General features: G+C 75.6%; 12 protein-coding genes. 7 read left to right on the top strand and 5 right to left on the bottom strand.

The window, feature by feature from the left end; all coding sequences use genetic code 11:
• Window positions 1-21: 21 nt before the first annotated feature.
• On the top strand, window positions 22-900 hold the full coding sequence (gene purU / locus F593_RS0116335) for a formyltetrahydrofolate deformylase (protein ID WP_022929825.1): 879 nt from the start codon (window positions 22-24) through the stop codon (window positions 898-900).
• A 73-nt stretch (window positions 901-973) separates the two neighbouring features.
• Here the strand turns inward: purU and F593_RS0116330 are convergent, their stop codons facing one another.
• Both F593_RS0116330 and F593_RS0116325 read right to left on the bottom strand, forming a co-directional pair.
• On the bottom strand, window positions 974-1,732 hold the full coding sequence (locus F593_RS0116330; RefSeq protein WP_022929824.1) for a class I SAM-dependent methyltransferase: 759 nt from the start codon (window positions 1,730-1,732) through the stop codon (window positions 974-976).
• 29 nt (window positions 1,733-1,761) lie between these two features.
• Window positions 1,762-2,223: a hypothetical protein gene (locus F593_RS0116325; protein ID WP_022929823.1), complete on the bottom strand. Its 462-nt coding sequence runs from the start codon at window positions 2,221-2,223 to the stop codon at window positions 1,762-1,764.
• Window positions 2,224-2,248: 25 nt separating this feature from the next.
• Here F593_RS0116325 and F593_RS0116320 point away from each other — a divergent pair, with 25 nt between their 5' ends.
• A complete protein-coding gene (locus F593_RS0116320) occupies window positions 2,249-2,932 on the top strand; it encodes a uracil-DNA glycosylase (RefSeq protein ID WP_022929822.1) in 684 nt (227 codons plus the stop codon).
• 5 nt (window positions 2,933-2,937) lie between these two features.
• Here the strand turns inward: F593_RS0116320 and F593_RS0116315 are convergent, their stop codons facing one another.
• Complete coding sequence (locus F593_RS0116315; RefSeq protein ID WP_022929821.1) at window positions 2,938-3,573, bottom strand: TetR/AcrR family transcriptional regulator; 636 nt, start codon at window positions 3,571-3,573, stop codon at window positions 2,938-2,940.
• 125 nt (window positions 3,574-3,698) lie between these two features.
• Here F593_RS0116315 and F593_RS0116310 point away from each other — a divergent pair, with 125 nt between their 5' ends.
• Entirely contained in the window at window positions 3,699-4,262 is a 564-nt protein-coding gene (locus tag F593_RS0116310; protein WP_022929820.1) for an NAD(P)H-dependent oxidoreductase, read from the top strand.
• Between the two features lie 107 nt (window positions 4,263-4,369).
• Here the strand turns inward: F593_RS0116310 and F593_RS0116305 are convergent, their stop codons facing one another.
• Together F593_RS0116305 and F593_RS0116300 are read right to left on the bottom strand one after the other, a co-directional pair.
• The gene (locus F593_RS0116305) at window positions 4,370-5,371 is read right to left on the bottom strand and encodes a hypothetical protein (protein WP_022929819.1); all 1,002 of its coding nucleotides are present in this window, start codon (window positions 5,369-5,371) and stop codon (window positions 4,370-4,372) included.
• On the bottom strand, window positions 5,368-6,330 hold the full coding sequence (locus F593_RS0116300; protein ID WP_022929818.1) for a hypothetical protein: 963 nt from the start codon (window positions 6,328-6,330) through the stop codon (window positions 5,368-5,370). The genes F593_RS0116305 and F593_RS0116300 overlap by 4 nt, the downstream gene beginning before the upstream one ends.
• Window positions 6,331-6,434: 104 nt before the next feature.
• On the opposite strand from F593_RS0116300, the gene F593_RS0116295 reads away from it, so the two are divergent.
• Genes F593_RS0116295 through F593_RS0116280 form a run of 4 tightly spaced genes read left to right on the top strand, consistent with a single transcriptional unit; the run spans window position 6,435 to window position 14,422 of the window.
• Window positions 6,435-7,043: a hypothetical protein gene (locus F593_RS0116295; RefSeq protein ID WP_022929817.1), complete on the top strand. Its 609-nt coding sequence runs from the start codon at window positions 6,435-6,437 to the stop codon at window positions 7,041-7,043.
• 52 nt (window positions 7,044-7,095) lie between these two features.
• Window positions 7,096-12,822 carry a DEAD/DEAH box helicase gene (locus F593_RS26010; RefSeq protein ID WP_022929816.1) on the top strand — a complete coding sequence of 1,909 codons (5,727 nt, stop codon included), beginning with the start codon at window positions 7,096-7,098 and terminating at the stop codon, window positions 12,820-12,822.
• A gap of 23 nt (window positions 12,823-12,845) precedes the next feature.
• Entirely contained in the window at window positions 12,846-13,649 is an 804-nt protein-coding gene (locus F593_RS26005; RefSeq protein ID WP_022929815.1) for a 3-keto-5-aminohexanoate cleavage protein, read from the top strand.
• Window positions 13,646-14,422 (top strand): cobalt-precorrin-6A reductase, encoded by a 777-nt coding sequence (locus F593_RS0116280; RefSeq protein WP_028721747.1) that lies wholly within the window; start codon window positions 13,646-13,648, stop codon window positions 14,420-14,422. Before F593_RS26005 ends, F593_RS0116280 begins: the two co-directional genes overlap by 4 nt.
• Window positions 14,423-14,475: the final 53 nt, after the last annotated feature.

Raw genomic sequence — 14,475 nt, 5'->3', positions numbered from 1 at the left:
ACCGTGCGTGATGCTTCGCGCATGGACGCCGATCCCCCGGCCGCGCCCGAGGCCCTCACGACCACGCGCCTGCTCGCCCAGTGTCGCGACCGGCCCGGGATCGTCGCCGCCGTCTCGCGGTTCCTCTTCGAGGCGGGCGCCAACATCGTCCACAGCGACCAGCACTCGTCGGACCCGATCGGCGGCGAGTTCTTCCTGCGGATGGAGATCGCGCTGCCGGCGGAGGCGCGCACCGGGCTGGCCGAGCGGTTCGGCCTACTCGTGGCGGAGCCGTTCGGCATGCGCTGGCGGCTGTGGCCGGCGGAGCGGCGCAAGCGGGTGGCCATCCTCGTCTCGCGGGAGGACCACTGCCTGCAGGACCTCGTCTGGCGGTCGCGGCGCGGGATGCTCGACGCCGACGTCGTGCTCGTCGCCTCGAACCACGAGGACCACCGCGCGGACGTCGAGGCCGCGGGCCTGCCGTTCCATCACGTGCCGGTGCCCGCCGGCGGCAAGCCCGAGGCCGAGGAGCGGTTGCTCGAGCTGCTGCGGGGCCGTTGCGACCTCGTCGTCCTCGCCCGCTACATGCAGATCCTCAGCGGCTCGTTCCTGGACCGGCTGGGTGTGCCGGTCATCAACATCCACCACTCGTTCCTGCCCGCCTTCGCGGGGGCGGGGCCGTACGAGCGCGCGAAGGAGCGCGGGGTCAAGCTCATCGGCGCGACCGCCCACTACGTGACGGAGCAGCTCGACGAGGGGCCGATCATCGAGCAGGACGTCATCCGCGTGAACCATCGCTCCGACGCGGCGGGCCTGCGGCGGCTGGGCGCCGACATCGAGCGGACGGTCCTGGCCCGTGCCGTCCAGTGGCACTGCGAGGACCGGGTGATCCGCCACGGGAGCACGACGGTCGTGTTCTGAGGGGGGCTTGGCGCCGGGCGAGGCGGCGACGACGGGGCTCGGGAGGGGTGCGGGCCGGAGCGTCGCCGGCGGGTCAACCCCGCCGCGCGGTGACGAGGCACGCGTCGTAGTCCAGATCGACCGTGCCGCCGAGCGCCTCGACGGCCCGCCCCACCCGCGCCTCGAGCGCCGACCGCCGTTCCGCCGGCAGGGCCAGGTGGTCGCTGTGGGTGAAGAGGTGGCGCGTCCACTCGTCGCCGACGTACCGGCGCGTCCACCGCCACGTGGGGCGGTCGACCGGCCCGTACGCCGCGGTCGCCTCGATCGCCCGGGTGGTGACGTCGAGTCGGTCGTCGTCGTGGCCGAGCAGGACGGAGTGGCGCTCGAGGTCGGGCTCGTCGGCGTAGGCGGGAGCGAGCGCGGCTCGCAGGGCGTCCGACGGTCGGCCGAAGTTCCAGAACACCCCGAGGCGGCCGCCGGGGCGGAGGACGTCCGCGGCGCGTCGAGCGGCCACGTCCGGGTCGAGCCAGTGCCATGCCTGCGCGCAGAGCACCAGGTCGAAGGTCCGCCCGCGCGCGTCCCAGGACTCGAAGTGCGCCAGCTCCGTCGCGACCCCGTGTCGGGCGGCGACGGCCGCCATCCGTGCGTCGGGCTCCACGCCCGTCACCCGCACGCCGCGGGTCAGGAGCGGCACGCTCGCGATGCCCGTCCCGCAACCGACGTCGAGGGCCTCGCTCACCGGGGGGGCGAGCAGCGCCTCCACCAATGCGTCGGGGTAGGACGGCCGCAGCGTGTCGTAGGCGGCGGCGTCGGTGCCGAAGGCCTCGGCGCGTACGCGGTCCTCGTGCAGCATGCGCCGAGGCTACGCCCCGGCGCGGTCCCTCAGCTCTTCTCGGGCTGCTTCTCGCCCGTGGTGGAGCCGTCGAACTTCCAGGTCCGACCCTCCTGCACGAGCTTCAGCGTGTCGACGCGCTGCTCGTCGTCCGAGAGCTTCAGGCGCGTCTGGACCGTGGCCGTGGTGCCCGTGATCTTCACGTCGCGGACGTCCATCTGGACCGGGTCGCTGTTCTTCAGCGCGCGGGCGGCGGTCTGCTCGCAGTCCTTGCCGCCGTAGGCCTGGACGAGCCGCTTGGAGAGCAGCGTGCGGCACACGGTGCGGGCGCCCGTGTCGTCCGTCTGCTCGTCGGCGTAGGCGTCGTCGAGCTCGCGGACGGTGTTGGCCACGCGCGCGGCCTCGCCCTGGAACTCCTTGTCCTCCGTCGTGGCCTGCTGGGCGCAGCCCGTGACGCCGATCGCGAGGATCGCGCCGGAGACGGTGAGGAGGGCCAGGCGAGGGGCGATCACGGCTCCGAACGGTACCGTAGGGCCGGTGGACGCGGACCTCGCCGACCTCCAGCGACGGGTGACGGAGTGCCGCGCGTGCCCCCGACTGGTGGCGTGGCGCGAGGAGGTGGCGACGGTCAAACGCGCCGCGTTCCGCGACGAGGAGTACTGGGGCCGACCCGTCCCGGCCTTCGGTGACCCGGACGCGCGGGTGCTGCTCGTGGGCCTGGCGCCCGCCGCGCACGGCGCCAACCGCACCGGCCGCATGTTCACGGGCGACCGCTCCGGCGACTTCCTCTACGCGTCGCTGCACCGGACGGGGTTCGCGAATCAGCCGAACGGCGACCGCCCGGATGACGGCCTGGAGCTGACGGACTGCTGGATCACCGCGATCGTCCGCTGCGCGCCGCCCGCGAACAAGCCGACGGTGACGGAGCGCGACACCTGCCTGACCTGGACGGCGGAGGAACTCGACCTGCTGCCCAACGTGCGCGTGGTCGTCTGCCTGGGCCAGTTCGGCTGGGACGGGGCCCTGCGGCTGCTGGCCGCACGCGGCGTGCCGATCCCGCGGCCGCGGCCGAAGTTCGGCCACGGCGCGGAGTACGACCTGGGCGACGTGCGGCTGCTCGGGACGTTCCACCCGAGCCAGCAGAACACGTTCACCGGCCGGCTCACCCCGCCGATGCTCGACGGGGTGCTGTCGCGGGCGCGGGAGCTGGCCGGGGGCTGAGCGGGTCAGCCCGCGCCCAGCACCCGGCGGACGAGGTCGTCCCAGCCGGCGATGATCCGCTCGGGCGTCATCCCGCGCGACTCGCGCAGGTAGGCGACGAGGGTCGTGTCGAGGTAGCCCAGGAGCGCCTCGGTGAGCAGGTCGACGTCGCCGTCGCAGTCCGCTTCGCGCAGCAGCCCCTGCACGTGCGTGACGAGCACGGCGCGTGCGGGGTGCTCGTAGCGGCGCGGCCCGCAGGCCTCGGCGGCCAGGAGAACGTCCTTGTGCTCGGTGACCTGGCGCAGACGCTCGCGGCCGAACGCGCACAGCCGGTCGACGGGCGGCGCGCCCGGGCCGAGCGGCGGCGGCCCGAACATGAAGGCCTCCTGGCTCGCGCGCTCGGAGTGGTCCAGCAGCGCGACCATCAGGCCCACGCGGTCGCCGAAGCGCCGGAAGACGGTGCCCTTGCCGACCTCGGCCGCGGCGGCGACGGCCTCCATCGTCACGGCGTTCGCGCCGTGCTCCGCCACGAGCTGCTGCGCGGCCTCGAGCAGGCGCCGCCGGTTGCGTGCGGCGTCGGCGCGCTCCGTCTCCGCTCCTCCCGCCATGGGCAGGGAGGCCGACGGCAGGACCGTGAGCGGGGTGGACGGAGGAGGAGCCATGTGTTCAGCGTACCGCGTCGGGGCGAAGTGGACCGCGGTCCGAATTGCTGCTATACCTCAGGAGAACGGACCAGGGTCCAGTTACCCGGTCCTCGCCTCCCGCAAGCCACACCCAGAGACTCCCCATGACCACGCGCATCCTCGCCCTCGTCGGCTCCCTCCGCTCCGGCTCCCACAACCGTCAGCTCGCCGAGGCCGCCGTCGGCCTCGCCGCCGAGGGCGTCGAGCTCGAGATCTTCGAGGGCCTGTCCGACATCCCGTTCTACAACGAGGACATCGACGTCCCCGGCAACGAGCCCGCCGCGGCGCTGAAGTTCCGCGAGGCCGCCGGTCAGGCAGACGGCTTCCTGCTCTTCACGCCGGAGTACAACGGCACGATCCCGGCCGTCCTCAAGAACGCCATCGACTGGGCGTCGCGTCCCATGGGCGAGGGCGTCTTCGTCGCCAAGCCGATCGCCATCGTCGGCACCGCCTACGGCCAGTACGGCGGCGTGTGGGCCCAGGACGAGGCCCGCAAGGCCGCCGGCATCGCGGGCGGCGTCGTTCTCGAGGACGCGAAGCTCTCCGTCCCCGAGTCCGTCATCCGCTTCGCCGAGCGCCACCCGCGCGAGGACACCGAGATCACGGAGAAGCTCGAGACCGTCGTCAAGCAGCTCGCCGACGCCGCCTCGCAGCCCGTCGCGGCCTGAGCGACCGACGCTGACGGGGCCGGCGCTGCGCCGGCCCCGCACCCTCCCGCGGCCCTCATCGGCCGCGGGACCTGCACGGGCGGGCCTTCGGGCCCGCCCGTCGCCGTTCAGGGCGCCGCGACGAAGCGGCGACTCCCCGTCCGGCATCGCACGCTCGCGCCCCGGCCTCCGGGGCGCTTCGTCGTCTGGGTGTTGCTGACCGTGCCGCGCGCCATGCCGTCTGCGTCGATCCGCCCCCGCACGACGGCCGCGAACCGGGTGACGAACCGGCCGCTCCCGTCGCGGCCTCGGAGGTCACCCCGCTCCGTGCTGCGGAACGACCCGTCGGCCCGCACGGCGAACGCCCGCGCCGTCTCGTAGCCGGCGACGGTCCGGGACGACCGGCCGGATCGGCACCGGAGGCTGAAGGACCAGACGGCGTGCATCCGGCCGTCCTCGCGGCGCGTGAGCGCGATCGAGGCCGGGACCCGGGGCCGGATCGTGGCGGCGGCCAGGCCGGTCCGGGGCGCGGCGATGTCCGTCGTGCCGGGCGCCAGGGGCGCCAGCAGCGCCTGGTGCGAGCGCACGACGATCGGCACGGAGACGTTGCAGCGGTGCGGTCGGCGGGTGTCGCGCGCCGTGCCGGTGACCCGCAGCGTCCCCCCGAGCACGCCCGGCGAGGCGGGCGACAGGTCGACCGTGGCCGTGAGCTTCGTCGTCCCGAAGCGCGACCGGTACCGCTGCGTGCGCCGCCCCCGCACGGTGAGCGCCGCGTAGGCCCCCTGCCCGCCCGGGGCGGCGGCCGCCCGCGCCCGCGGGATCGCCCCGCCCATGCCGCAGCGCGGGTCGATCAGGATGACGTGCAGCCGCGCCCGCGGGGCCGCCGTCACGAGGGAGACGAGGGCGCCGTAGCCCGGGTACGCCGCGCGGCGGCCGGGTCCGCCGGTGGGCGCGAGCGCGCCGCCGGACCAGGTGTTCGGCCGGGCGTCCGCCGCCTGCGCGGCGGGGACCGGCGACGCGAGGCCGCCGACGGTCGCACCGAGCGCGAGGGCGAGGCCGCCGACTGCCGCGAACCGCGGACCCACCCGTCGCGTGCGACCCGCTCCGTTGACGGAGGCGAGCACGCTCATGCCGTCGGCGCCGCGGCGAACGGCGTGGACGGCATCCGGCAGACGAGGTCGTCGTAGCCCTTGAGACGGCTGCGGCTCCGCATCGAGACCGTGCCGCGGGCCACGCCGTCGGGGTCGATGCGACCGCTGATGGTGGCGACGAAGTGCAGGCGCTCGCGGCCGCCCTTCACCCGGTTCCTCGTGACGACCGACTCGCGGGACCGGAAGCTCCCGTCCGCCCGCACGCGGAACCGCTTGGCGACGTTGATGAAGTCATCCGCGCTGCGCTTCGAGCCGCTGCGGCAGGTCTGGTGGAAGGTCCAGAACCCGTGGAGGCTGCCGTCGCTGCGCGGCGCGAGGGCGATCGCGCCGCGGACGCCCGGGGTGACGCGGGTCTCGACGATGCCGGTGCGGAGGACCGCGGGAGCGGTCGTGGCCGGCGCGGGCGGCGCGGCCAGTACGGCGCGCGACCGGACGGTGACGGCCTCGCGCATGCGGCACGGGCGGTTTCGACCTCGCACCGCCACGCGGCCGCGGGCCTCGACGGTGCCGACGAGCACGCCCGGTGCGGCGGGCGTCAGGGCGACGGAGACCCGGGCCCGCGTGCGCCCCCGCGTGATGTCGGTGGTGATCGTCCTGCGGGCGCTGACGCTCAGGGCGAGCAGGTCGCCCGTCCCGCCGGGCTGGACGGTGGTCGTGCCACGGAGGGTGCCGTTCACCGTGCAGCGGTCGCTGCGGAGCGAGATGCGCAGCCGGGCCCGGGAGGCGGTGGTGACGACGGAGACGAGCGCCCCACGCTCGGCGTATCCGCGGCCGGTGACCTTGCTGGGCGCCGCTCCGGCGGTGCCACCGCCCCAGGTGTTCGCGGCGGCGGCGTCGGCCGCGGCCGACGCCGGGAGGAGGGCGGGCAGCGCGAGCAGGCTGCAGGTCACGGCGGCGGCGCGCAGGGCGCGTCGGCGTGGGACGGCGGGATGGGACATGGGACTCCTGGTGGGACGGGACCGAGCGCGGGACTCTGCCCGTGCGGCCCCCGCCGCGCAAGGCCGCGACCGTCGGGGACCCCCCGCGGGGTACCGTGGCGCCGATGGGCACCAGCACCCGTTCCGCGGCGGCCGACGCCGTGACGATCGACCTGGGCGGGCGGCTCGTGTTCCGGCTGCTGCTCGGCGCGGCGGCGTTCGTGGGCGTCGGACTGCTCGTGCTCGTGGGCGCGACGACGGGCGAGCTGCGCGTCGAGGGCGGGGACGCGGCCGTGGCGGTCGCCGCCGGGATCGGCGGATTCCTGCTGCTGCTGGGGTTCCTCTGCCTCTACGCGGCGTACCGCGGCGTGGGCGTGCGGCTCGTGATCGACGCCGACGGCATCGCCCGCGAGGGCCGCTCCTACGCGTGGCGGATCGCGTGGGACGAGCTCGAAGCCGTCGGCGTCTCCGTGCTCCGCTGGATGCCCCCGCGCGCCACGAACCCGGTGGGCCGCGGCGAGCGGATGGGCCGGATCGTCCTGGCTCCGGCGGGCGACCTGGGCGAGCTCCACGGCGTGCGGCAGGGCGACGAGCCCGAGCCGTGGACGCGCTACGTCACCCTGGGGGCCAACGCCGACTGGGTCGCTGCGGCGCAGGGCGGACTCGAGCGGTTCGCAGGGGAGCGGTACGCGGGCGCCCACGAGCGCGACGTGCTGCGGCGGCGTTACAGCTGAGGCCCCCGCCCCGCAACCGAACGTCCGTTCCCCGCCGTAGTGTCTGTCGACCGTGGCGCTCGACGTCTTCACCCCGCGCGTAGCGGACTGGTTCACCCGCGCGTTCGACGGGCCGACGGCCGTGCAGCTGCAGGCGTGGCCGCGGATCGCGGCCGGCGAGCACGTCCTGATCTCGGCCCCCACGGGGTCGGGCAAGACGCTGGCCGCGTTCCTCTACGGGCTGGACCGCCTCGCGGCGAACCCGCTGCCGGACAAGGAGAAGCGCGTCCGGCTGCTCTACGTCTCGCCGCTCAAGGCGCTCTCCCACGACGTCGACCGCAACCTGCGGGCTCCGCTCGCCGGCATCACCGCCGCGACGGCCGGCACGCAGGAGTCGCTCCTCGGCGACGAGCACGCCCGCGCGTCGGCCCGCGAGGGGGACGCGATCAAGGTGGCGCTGCGCACGGGCGACACCCCGCAGCGCGACCGCGCGGCGATGCGGCGCCGGCCGCCGGACGTCCTGATCACGACGCCCGAGTCGCTGTTCCTCATGCTGACCTCGGGTGCGCGCGAGATGCTCACGGGCGTCGAGTCGGTGATCATCGACGAGATCCACGCCGTCGCGGGCACGAAGCGCGGCAGCCACATGGCGCTGACCCTCGAGCGCCTCTCCGCCCTGCGCATCCCGGGTCAGGCCGGCGCGTGGTCCGGCGACGAGATGCAGCGGATCGGGCTCTCCGCGACGCAGAACCCGCTCGAGGAGATCGGCCGCTTCCTCGTCGGCCCCGGTCGCACGTGCTCGATCGTCGAGACGGGCGAGAAGAAGAAGATGGACCTGCGGATCCAGGTCCCCGTCGAGTCGATGACGGAGCTCGACGGGGTCGTCGGCCGGCAACCGAAGGTCGAGACGGACGGGATCGACGACAACACGGGGGATCCCGAGGGCGCGGTCGTCCTGGGCGGGGCGGACGCGGACCCGGACGACCTGGGGGACCTGGGCGCGGACGACGCGACCGGTGGCGGCGGGGCGGCCGACGGCGCCCCGGGCGACGGCCTCGACGACTTCGGCGACCCCGTCGACGCGGCGACGAACGCGGACGGCGCCGGGGGCGACGGCCTCGACCCGATGGACGACGACCTCGACCCGGGTGCCTCCTCGGCGGGCGTGGCGATCGTCGACGACCCGCTCGAGCCGGTGCAGGGCGGCGAGGCCACGCGCAACTCGATCTGGCCCGCGATGTACCCCGAGATCCTCGACCTCGTCGAGGAGCACCGGTCGACCATCGTCTTCGTCAACTCGCGCCGCTCGGCCGAGCGGCTGGCGCTGCGGCTGAACGAGCTCGCCGCGGGGCGCGAGGAGAAGCGCGCTCTCGAGGCCGGCGAGGGCGATCCGGCCGCGAACCCCGACGCGCGCTGGGACGAGGATCCGGACGAGGCGCGCCGCCGCCGCGACGGCGACCTGCGGCGTCTGATCGCGGAGCGCGACGGCGCTGTCCCGGAGCACGACGAGGACGACGACGACCTCGACCCGGAGGACGCAGCCCATCAGCGCGAGCTACGCACCCGCGCCGAGGCCGCCGGCCAGGCCGGCACGTGGGCCGCCGCGCGCACCCACGATCCGGACGAGGAGATCACCCTTCCGGGTCCGGAGCGCCACGCCGGGATCCAGCCGCCGCTGCAGCGGCCGCCGGGTGGCAACGGCCGCGGCCCGGGTGGGGCGAACGGCGCGTCGGCGAACGGCGGCCCCCGCAACGGCGGCCCCCGCAACGGCGGACCCCGCAACGGCGGACCCCGCAACGGCGCCCCCCGCGACGCCGACTCCGGCGGGGGCATCGTCGGCTCCCAGAACAACGTCGCCGGCGTCATGCCCACCGGCCCGCACGCGGTCGAGATCGCGCGCGCCCACCACGGGTCGCTCTCCCGCGAGGAGCGAGAGATCGTCGAGGAGATGCTCAAGGCCGGGCAGCTGCCGTGCCTCGTGGCGACGAGCTCGCTCGAGCTCGGCATCGACATGGGCGCAGTCGACCTCGTCCTGCAGATCGAGTCGCCGAAGTCCGTCGCCGCGGGCCTGCAGCGCATCGGCCGCGCTGGCCACGGGGTCGGCGAGACCGCGAAGGGCCGGATCTTCCCGAAGTTCCGCGCCGACCTGCTCGAGTGCGCCGTCGTTGTCCGGCGCATGCGCGAGGGGCTGATCGAGCCGACGGTCGTCCCGAAGAACCCGCTCGACGTCTTGGCACAGCAGATCGTCGCGATCGCGGCCTCCGTCGACGACGACGCCGCGGGCACCGACGCGGACGGCGATCCGGCGATCGCCGTCGACGACGTCTACGCGCTCGTCACCCGCACCCACTCCTACGCCGAGCTTCCGCGCGAGCTGTTCGAGCGCACGCTCGACATGCTCGACGGCCGCTACCCCTCGCAGGACTTCGCCGAGCTGCGGCCGCGCGTGGTGTGGGACCGCGTCGGCGGGACGATCCGCCCCCGCAAGGGCGCTGGCCGACTGGCGATCGCCAACGCCGGGACGATCCCCGACCGCGGCCTCTACCGCGTGGTCCTCCCGGACGGCCGCCGCGTGGGCGAGCTCGACGAGGAGATGGTCTACGAGGCCCGCGCCGGCCAGACGTTCCTGCTCGGCGCATCGACGTGGCGGATCGAGGAGATCGGGCGCGACAAGGTCGTCGTCACCCCGGCCCCGGGCGCCCCGGGCGCCGTCCCGTTCTGGCGCGGCGACCAGCGCGGCCGGCCGAAGGCGCTGGGCGAGGCGATCGGTGCGTTCTCCCGCTGGGCCGTCGAGCAGGACGAGCACGTGCTCGAGCGCGACTACGACCTCGACCCGCTCGCGGCGCGCAACCTCATGGACTTCCTGCTCGAGCAGCAGGACGCCACGGGCGTCGTCCCCTCGGACCAGACGCTCATCATCGAGCGCTTCAAGGACGAGATCGGCGACTGGCGCGTCTGCCTGCTCTCGCCGTACGGGGGGCGCGTGCACGCCGCGTGGGGCCTGGCGGTCTCCCGGCGGATCCGCGACGAGCTGGGCCTCGAGGCCGACGCGATCTGGTCCGACGACGGCATCATCATCCACCTCCCCGACGCGGACGACGAGCCGCTCGATCCCGACTCGGGGACGGGCGAGGACGACGACGGCGGCCGGGGCCGCGGCGACGGGGGCTGGGGACGGATCCTCGAGATGCTGGTTCCGGACCCGGAGGAGGTCGAGGACCTCATCGTCTCCGAGCTCGGCACCTCCGCCCTGTTCGGCGCGCGGTTCCGCGAGAACGCCGGCCGCGCGCTCCTGATCCCGAAGGCCCGCCCGGGTCAGCGCACTCCGCTGTGGCAGCAGCGGCTCAAGGCCCAGTCGCTGCTCGAGGTCGCCCAGACGTTCCCGGACTTCCCGATCATCCTCGAGACCTACCGCGAGTGCCTGCGCGACGTCCTCGACGTCCCCGGCCTGATCGAGCTGCTCACGAAGCTGCAGAACCGCGACGTCTCGCTCATCGAGGTCGAGACCCAGACGGCGTCGCCCATGGCGAGCTCGCTGCTCTTCGACTACGTCGCGACCTACATGTACGAGGGGGACGCGCCGAACGCCGAGCGGCGCGCGGCGGCCCTCTCCCTCGACCGGGATCTGCTCCGCGAGCTGCTCGGCCAGGACGAGCTGCGCGACCTGCTCGACGAGGGCGCCCTGGCCCAGCTCGAGGCCGACCTGCAGCACCGCTCGCCGAAGACCCGCGCGGCCAACGCGGACGCGCTCGCCGAGGTGCTGCGCCGCGTGGGCGACCTGTCCGAGGACGAGATCGTCGAGCGGGTGACGAGCGGCAACGCGTACCGGGACGCCGCGCTCGGGCCCGACGACGAGCTGTTCGACGGGACCGCCCCGGCTCCGGTCCCCACGACGGACGACGAGCCCGCCCGCCGCGCGCTGGCGGCCGCGTGGCTGGCCGACCTCGAGCGCCAGCGCCGCGCCATCCGGATGCGGATCGGCGGGGAGCCGCGCTGGATCGCCGCGGACGACGCCGGCCTCTACCGCGACGCGCTCGGCGCGGTCCCGCCCGGGGGGCTGCCCGAGGTCTTCCTCGCCCAGGTGAAGGACCCGATGCGGCGGCTCGTCGTCCGCTACGCCGCCACCCACGGCCCGTTCGTCGACCACTGGCTGCAGGCGCGCTACGGGGTCGACCCCACGCCCGTCCTGCGCGAGCTGCTGCGCGAGGACGAGCTCGTCCGGGGCGAGATGCGCCCGGGCGGGACGGAGACGGAGCACTGCGACCCCGAGGTCCTGCGGCGGCTGCGGCGGATGTCGCTCGCGGTTCTGCGGCAGGAGATCGAGCCGGTCGACCCGCGCGCGCTCGTGCCCTTCGTGCAGACCTGGCAGGGCGTCGATCGGTACCGCCCCGCGGGCGCCGGGCCCGACCGCCTGCGCGAGGTGCTGGTGCCGCTGCAGGGCCTCGCCCTGCCGGTGGAGCTGTGGGAGAAGGAGGTCCTGCCGCGTCGGCTGGGCGCCTACTCGCCCGCGTGGCTCGACGGGCTGTGCGCGTCCGGCGAGGTCGTGTGGGTCGGCGCCGGCGCCCTCGGCCGCGGCGGGGGGAAGGTCGCCCTGTACTTCCGCGAGGACTCCGCCGTCATCGGGCCGCCGACGGGCCGGGCCGTGCGCGACGCGACGATCTCGCTGCCCGCCCCCGGTGCCCCCGCGGGCGCGCCGAAGGATCCCAACGCCGGGCCGTCCGGCGCCGTCCACGCGGCGCTGCGCGAACTGCTCGCGGTACGCCCGCTCTTCTTCACCGACATCCTGGGCGCGCTGCCCGAGCACTCCGCGGGGTTGCGCGACGCTCTGTGGGACCTGATCTGGGCCGGCGAGGTCACCTGCGACGTGTTCGCGCCGCTCCGCGCCGGCCGCGCGGGGATGAAGGCCGCCAAGCCCGCGGCGGCGCGCGGGCGGGTCGGGACGGCCTCCCGCGGCGGCGCTGGCCGCCGGCGGTTCGGCCCGCGGGGGACGTCGGCCGGGGCCGGCGGCGCGGCGACCGCCACGTCGGGGCGGTTCTCGCTCACCGCCCCCCTCTTCGAGCCGCTCCCCGGCGAGGCGCCCGTCGACCCCGGCATGCGCCGCCGCACCCTGGCCGAGTTGCTCCTCGAGCGCCACGGCATCGTCACCCGCGAGCACGTGAAGGCCGAGGGCATCTCGGGCGGCTTCTCCACGCTCTACGACTCCTTCGGCGCGCTCGAGACGCTCGGCATCTGCCGCCGCGGTTACTTCGTCGAGGGCCTCGGCGGCGCGCAGTTCGCGCTGCCCGGCGCCGTCGAGCGGCTCCGTGGTCAGAGCGTCCCCGACGTCTCGCGTCCCGAGGCGATCAGCCCGCTCGACGCCCTCGGCAAGCCCCTGCCCGCCACCACGCTCGACGCGACGGACCCCGCGCAGCCGTACGGCTCGCTGCTGCCGTGGCCCGACGTCCCCGAGCCCGACGCCGACGCGCCGCCCCACAGCCGCCGCCCGGCAACGGCCAGCCCGCCGCGCCCCCAGCGCGCGCAGGGCGCCCGCGTGGTGCTCGTCGGCCCGGACCCGATCCTCTTCGTCGACCGCTCCGGCAAGGCCCTGGGCGTGCTCGTGGCCTACGACGACCCGCGCCTGCCCGCGGCCTTCGCGGCGCTCGTCGAGGCGGTCGCGACGGGCAAGGCGGGCTCGCTGCCCCGCAAGGGCCTGCAGCTCGAGCGCATCGACGGCCTCGAGGTCATCGGCCACCCGCTCGAGCCGCTGCTGACGCCGGCCGGGTTCCGCTCGGCGCCGACGAAGTACCTGGCGCGGGCGTAGGCGACGGGGCAGACTGGTGGCCCATGCTCCAGGCCGCCCTGAACGGAGACCGCGACCGCACGGCCCACCCCGCCGTCCCCCTAAGCCGGGACGAGCTCGTCCGCGACGCCGTCGCGTGCGTGGCCGCCGGGGCCAAGGAGCTGCATCTGCACCCCCGCGACGGTGAGGGCCGCGAATCGCTCGAGCCGACGGTGATCGATGCCGTCGCCTCCCGCGTTCGAGCGGCGTGCGGCGCGCCGGTGGGCGTGTCGACCGGCGCCTGGATCGAGCCCGACCTCGAACGGCGCATCGCCCTCGTCCGGAGCTGGAGCGCGCCCGACTACGCGTCGGTCAACGTCTCCGAGCCGGGGTTCGAGAAGGTCCTCGCCGCGTTGCTCGAGGCCGGCGTCGGCGTCGAGGCCGGGGTCTGGAGCGTCGAGGACGCCGAGCGACTGGCCGCGGCCGGTCCCCAGCCGCACCTGGTCCGCGTCCTCGTCGAGCCCGTGACGCCCCCACCCGACCGGGCCGTGGAGATCGTCGCCGGGATCCACGCGGCACTCGACGCCGCAGGCGTCGTCGCGCCGCGGCTGCAGCACGGCGACGGCCCCGCGACGTGGCGGTTGATCGACGATGCCGCGCATCGCGGGCTCGCGACGCGCGTGGGACTCGAGGACGTGCTCGTGCTCCCTGACGGATCGCCCGCCCGGGACAACGCGGCGCTGGTGGCCACGGCTGCGGCGCGCATCCAGAGCGCGGGCTCCCTCGCGGGCTCGGTGACGTACGGCGCCGACGACGATCTCACCCGTCCCATCGACATCGCGTGGGACGCCCGCGACGGCGCCGCGTGAGCGGGGTCTCCCGGCCGGCCGTCCTCGTCCTCGGCGGCACGACCGAGGGCCGCGAGGTCGCCGCCGCGCTGGCGGCCCGCGACGACGTGCGGCCGATCACCTCGCTCGCCGGACGTCTCAGCCGCCCGGGGGCCGTCGCGGGCGCGGTCCGCACCGGCGGCTTCGGCGGCGCCGACGAGCTGGCTCGCTGGATCGCGGAGCACGAGGTGCGGGCCGTGGTCGACGCGACGCACCCCTTCGCGGCGGGCATCTCGGCCAACGCCGCCCGGGCCTGCGTGGCCGCCGACGTGCCGCTGGTCGCGCTGCGCCGCCCGGGCTGGAAGCCGGCACCGGGGGACGACTGGCGCCCGGCGACCGATCTTGACGACGCGGCGGCACTGGTCTCCGGTCTGGGGCGGCGGGCCCTACTGGCGATCGGCCGGCAGGAGGTCGCGACCTTCGCCGGCGTCGACGACGTCTGGTTCCTCCTCCGCGCCATCGACCCGCCCGACCCGCCGCTGCCCCCGCACCACGAGCTGCTCCTTGCCCGCGGCCCGTTCGCCCTGGACGACGAGCGGGCGCTCCTGCGCGAGCACGCGATCGACGTCGTCGTGACGAAGGACTCCGGCGGCGACGCCACCCGCGCCAAGCTCGACGCGGCGCGCGAGCTCGGCCTGCCGGTGCTGATGGTCCGCAGGCCTTCGGCGCCGGAGGGGCCGGGGATCACGACGGTGGCGTCGACGGACGCGGCGGTCGAGACCGTGGTGGCGGTGACCGCCTCCGGCTCGGCGTGAGGTCCGGCCCTGGGCGGTCCGAGGTGCGCGTTCCTCGCGCCTCCGTCGTGCTC

The organism is Patulibacter americanus DSM 16676 (assembly GCF_000420025.1).
Classification (GTDB): Bacteria; Actinomycetota; Thermoleophilia; order Solirubrobacterales; family Solirubrobacteraceae; genus Patulibacter; species Patulibacter americanus.
This window is presented reverse-complemented; position numbering and strand designations above follow the sequence as displayed.

What these genes read in the sequence shown, in the direction of transcription:
- F593_RS0116310 (WP_022929820.1), top strand. Translation starts at nt 3,699, where the DNA reads ATGACCACGCGCATCCTCGCCCTCGTCGGCTCCCTCCGCTCCGGCTCC.
- F593_RS0116315 (WP_022929821.1), bottom strand. Translation starts at nt 3,573, where the DNA reads ATGGCTCCTCCTCCGTCCACCCCGCTCACGGTCCTGCCGTCGGCCTCC.
- F593_RS0116295 (WP_022929817.1), top strand. Translation starts at nt 6,435, where the DNA reads ATGGGCACCAGCACCCGTTCCGCGGCGGCCGACGCCGTGACGATCGAC.
- F593_RS0116330 (WP_022929824.1), bottom strand. Translation starts at nt 1,732, where the DNA reads ATGCTGCACGAGGACCGCGTACGCGCCGAGGCCTTCGGCACCGACGCC.
- F593_RS0116305 (WP_022929819.1), bottom strand. Translation starts at nt 5,371, where the DNA reads ATGAGCGTGCTCGCCTCCGTCAACGGAGCGGGTCGCACGCGACGGGTG.
- F593_RS26005 (WP_022929815.1), top strand. Translation starts at nt 12,846, where the DNA reads ATGCTCCAGGCCGCCCTGAACGGAGACCGCGACCGCACGGCCCACCCC.
- F593_RS0116300 (WP_022929818.1), bottom strand. Translation starts at nt 6,330, where the DNA reads ATGTCCCATCCCGCCGTCCCACGCCGACGCGCCCTGCGCGCCGCCGCC.
- purU (WP_022929825.1), top strand. Translation starts at nt 22, where the DNA reads ATGGACGCCGATCCCCCGGCCGCGCCCGAGGCCCTCACGACCACGCGC.